Below are 3,278 nucleotides of genomic sequence, written 5' to 3'. Positions count from 1 at the left end.
GAAAAATTTTTTCGCAGCGCCCAGCACTCCCTCAACACCACCAAATGCTTCAAGCAGGGACCCGCCGCTGGAAGCCTTATCCACCATCTGGGGGATCGCTTCGGCCAGACCGTCTGCGGCCGTATCTTCGTCGACTCCAATACTTGATGCGAAGGCAGATATTTTCTCACTGCCGAACAGATCCCTGATCTGTTGAAAATCGACAGGGGCATTTTCTCCGTCCCCAAGCCATGAAGAGGCTATTTCCTGAAGTGAACCGCCGCCTTCTGTCATTTTTCCGATAAGTGCGCCCAGGTCAAAATTGTTATCATCTCCACCCATGAGTCCGGCAAGTGCCCCGGCAACACCATCCGGTACGCCATCACCGTCTCGGTCCAGGTTGAGTTTGTTCATGATCAGGTCAGTTCCCAGTTGCAGTAAATCCATTATTCCCCCCTTGGTTTTTCGGTTATATCAATCGTGACATTATTTTTTCAAAGGCGATTTTTTGTTTGTTCCCGGGAATTTCTTTTGTGATTTCAACGATAAGTTCCCGGAACTTTGTTTCAGAAATTATTGCCGGATCAAGTTTCAGACTATCCAGAGCATCTTCAATGAGGATATCAGCTGCAGGTCCAACTACCTCTATTATTGCCTTATGCATTTGTTCCATCAAGGTTTTTTCGATAATCTTACCGGAAATTTGCCTGGCAGTCTTTTCTGTTGTCCGGTCATGGTAATCAACAGCATCTTCCTGCTCATTCACCGATAATGTCCTGAAAATTTCAGCCGTTGACGGCAGAGGAGTTTTTTTTGAAAACCCGCTGCCCGCCTGAAAACGAAATCGTCCGTTATCGATTGTTTTCAACTGTTCAAGCCCTTTCATACCCAGTCGGTTAAAACAGTAGATAAAAGTAATTTCACCGTTAACAAGCATGATCTGGGCGGAACGATTGGTATCGGATGTTATGTAAAATGTCCCTGTCTCATTTTGTTTCGAGAGCTTTTGAAGCTCTTTAATGATTTTCGAAAAAGGTATAAATTCCATGGTGACCTATTGGCGACGTTTAAAAATTATCATCATACTCATCCGCAGTCGTTCAAGTGCTTCCTGGAGTCTGCCGATTTCATCATTTCGGGTAATGTCTATCTCCCGGTCCAGGTTCTCACCATTTGCAAGATCGGTTGCGATCAGGGTGAGGGAGTTCAGGGGGGCCAGGGAACTGTTCACGGAGAGAAAGGTTAAAACAAGAGAGAGCAATAGAATGCCGCCCATGATCGAGATCATGGTTTTCATCAGTTTCTTTTTTGCCGTACTGATGGCCTCCAGTGACAAGGCAATGCGAAAACCGCCCCAGTGTTTTCCTTTGACATAAATGGGTGACGAAACATCCCACATGACTTCACCTGTGTCCCTGTGGTAGATCTGCAGTAAACCTTTTGTTGTGTTTCTGGCAGCCCTGAGCCCGACGGGATCGTTAAAGACCCTTTTGGTTCTGTTGCCTATTTTGTCTTTTTCCCGGTCCCCGGTAATCGGTTTCTGGAAGCGGGTGTTGTGTGTCGGCAGGTAGCCGTTTCTGTCGACGGCAACTGCAAAAACAATACTGCTGTCCAGCAGGAATTCGTCCTCCAGTCCCAGGATTGCCTTATCCAGGTAAAAATCATACCTGGTGTGGTATTTTGGCGGGTCAAAATCGCCTATGATCTCATAATTGGTATCAAAGGCATCTTTTACCGTGAGAACACCATTATCGATGGCCTCTTCAATAATCTGACCGATCATTTTCGCACCGACGATGGATTGAATTTTTCCCCTGTTCAGCAGTTCCTGTTCAAGGCTCCGGCTCTGTTGGGAAACAAGGAAATAGGTTCCAATAGACATTACAAGCAGAATAATACAGTTGACTTTGAGCGAGACCTTGAGACCAATTCGTGAAGTGATAAAATTAAACATCCGGCTGTTCCTTTTTCCTTGTGAAAAATTATTCTGAACAGGTAATTACAGTTCAGAGATGACAAAATCTACCTGACTACCCATAAAACTCAGCCGGCTTGGGGATACGCCTGTTTTATCGGGCTGAGTTTTGTAACGTAATCAGAAAATCATATTGTTGCTGCTCTGTGAGGAGCTACCTCTATGTTTTTGAAGGGTTCCCTGAAAGCCGAGGTCATTTCCCGGTGAAGGTCGATTTTTATCGCCTGTAGCCTATGCGGAGAGCTCCCCAGTGTTTCCCTTTGATGATGATCGGGACAGAGAGGTCGGCCAGCATTTCTCCGGTGTCTCTGCTGTATTTCTGCAACAGGTAGGGTTGCGTGTTTCTTGCCGCCGCCAGTCCGGTCCGGTCATTGAAAATCCTTTTTGTTCGATTGTGTCTGGTGTTGTAATCGGAATCGCTGGTCAGTGGTCTGGAATATTTACTGTTATGGGTGGGGAGATAACCGTTTCTGTCCACGGCGACCACAAAGAGAATATGGTGGTCCGCGGCAAGGTATTTATCGAGGATTATTCTGAAAACATCATCTGTGACTGTATCATACTGAGTATGATATTTTTGTGGATTTGTCTTGGGAATGGGGATATAAAATGTGTCGAATAACTGGGCGAGGGTCAGTTTGTTTACGGCAAGGAGTGCATCAAGTTCATGTTGCAGTTCATCCCGACATTTTTCCGCCAGGTTTTTAATCTGCAGGTCCAGGCCGATCAGTTTTTCTTCAGCAACTCCATTGGAATTCAGTAAAATAACAGATAAAAACAGGAAAAAGAAAAGAGATACAAGTCGGGATTTCAGAGTTTTCGGCATCTTTAATCACTCCTCTTTTTTATCTTCAAGGCGACATGATCCAGCCAAATTCTTCCAGTTCCTTGAACTTGAGCGAAAATTTTAATCTTTCAAGGTACTCTTCAGTTTGAATATGACCGGACCACTCTAAAACCTGAATCAGTGACGGATACCACACCCCGGCCCATTTTTTCCGTCACATGAAAAAAAATACCAGCTTATCCCTCTACCCGGCAGGTAATTTCCGGGTCAGGGGATGAAAAGCCGCCTGCTCTTTGACAATTTGACGTATTTTGGGCTTTTTCAGGCGTACCTCTCCTGTCTGTTGTCGTTTTTCGTTGTCCTGCTTTGCCTATGCAGGGGCAGATAACCGAGTATATACCCGCGTAAATGCTTCGTAAGCCGGACAATGTCGACTGAAGCGCAGTTTCAACCGCCTGCCTGTGCGTATCAGCCGGGCGGCGAGATACATTAACTCCTGAATTACTGTCTTCAGCCGCCGACGTTTGGCAGGATGAC

At 45.8% G+C, this 3,278-nt stretch carries 4 protein-coding genes and 1 pseudogene; all 5 read right to left on the bottom strand.

From position 1 onward, the window contains the following. Positions 1-426, bottom strand: a 426-nt coding sequence (locus tag ACXLDX_RS14335) for a YidB family protein (protein WP_457577868.1), incomplete at its 3' end; no start/stop codon positions are given. Positions 427-448: 22 nt separating this feature from the next. Next, entirely contained in the window at positions 449-1,027 is a 579-nt protein-coding gene (locus ACXLDX_RS14330; RefSeq protein ID WP_457577867.1) for a DUF8082 domain-containing protein, read from the bottom strand. Between the two features lie 6 nt (positions 1,028-1,033). After that, the gene (locus ACXLDX_RS14325) at positions 1,034-1,933 is read right to left on the bottom strand and encodes a HAMP domain-containing protein (protein ID WP_457577866.1); all 900 of its coding nucleotides are present in this window, start codon (positions 1,931-1,933) and stop codon (positions 1,034-1,036) included. 238 nt (positions 1,934-2,171) lie between these two features. Further along, entirely contained in the window at positions 2,172-2,780 is a 609-nt protein-coding gene (locus ACXLDX_RS14320; RefSeq protein ID WP_457577865.1) for a chemotaxis protein, read from the bottom strand. 331 nt (positions 2,781-3,111) lie between these two features. After that, a pseudogene (locus ACXLDX_RS14315) lies at positions 3,112-3,278 on the bottom strand (IS1380 family transposase); the annotation flags it as partial.

This window comes from Desulfomarina sp. (assembly GCF_054039375.1).
The sequence above is the reverse complement of the archived record's forward strand: the minus strand, read 5'-3'. Positions and strand labels throughout refer to the sequence as shown.

Coding starts and splice junctions, on each gene's coding strand:
- ACXLDX_RS14325 (WP_457577866.1), bottom strand. CDS start 1,933: ATGTTTAATTTTATCACTTCACGAATTGGTCTCAAGGTCTCGCTCAAA.
- ACXLDX_RS14330 (WP_457577867.1), bottom strand. CDS start 1,027: ATGGAATTTATACCTTTTTCGAAAATCATTAAAGAGCTTCAAAAGCTC.
- ACXLDX_RS14320 (WP_457577865.1), bottom strand. CDS start 2,780: ATGCCGAAAACTCTGAAATCCCGACTTGTATCTCTTTTCTTTTTCCTG.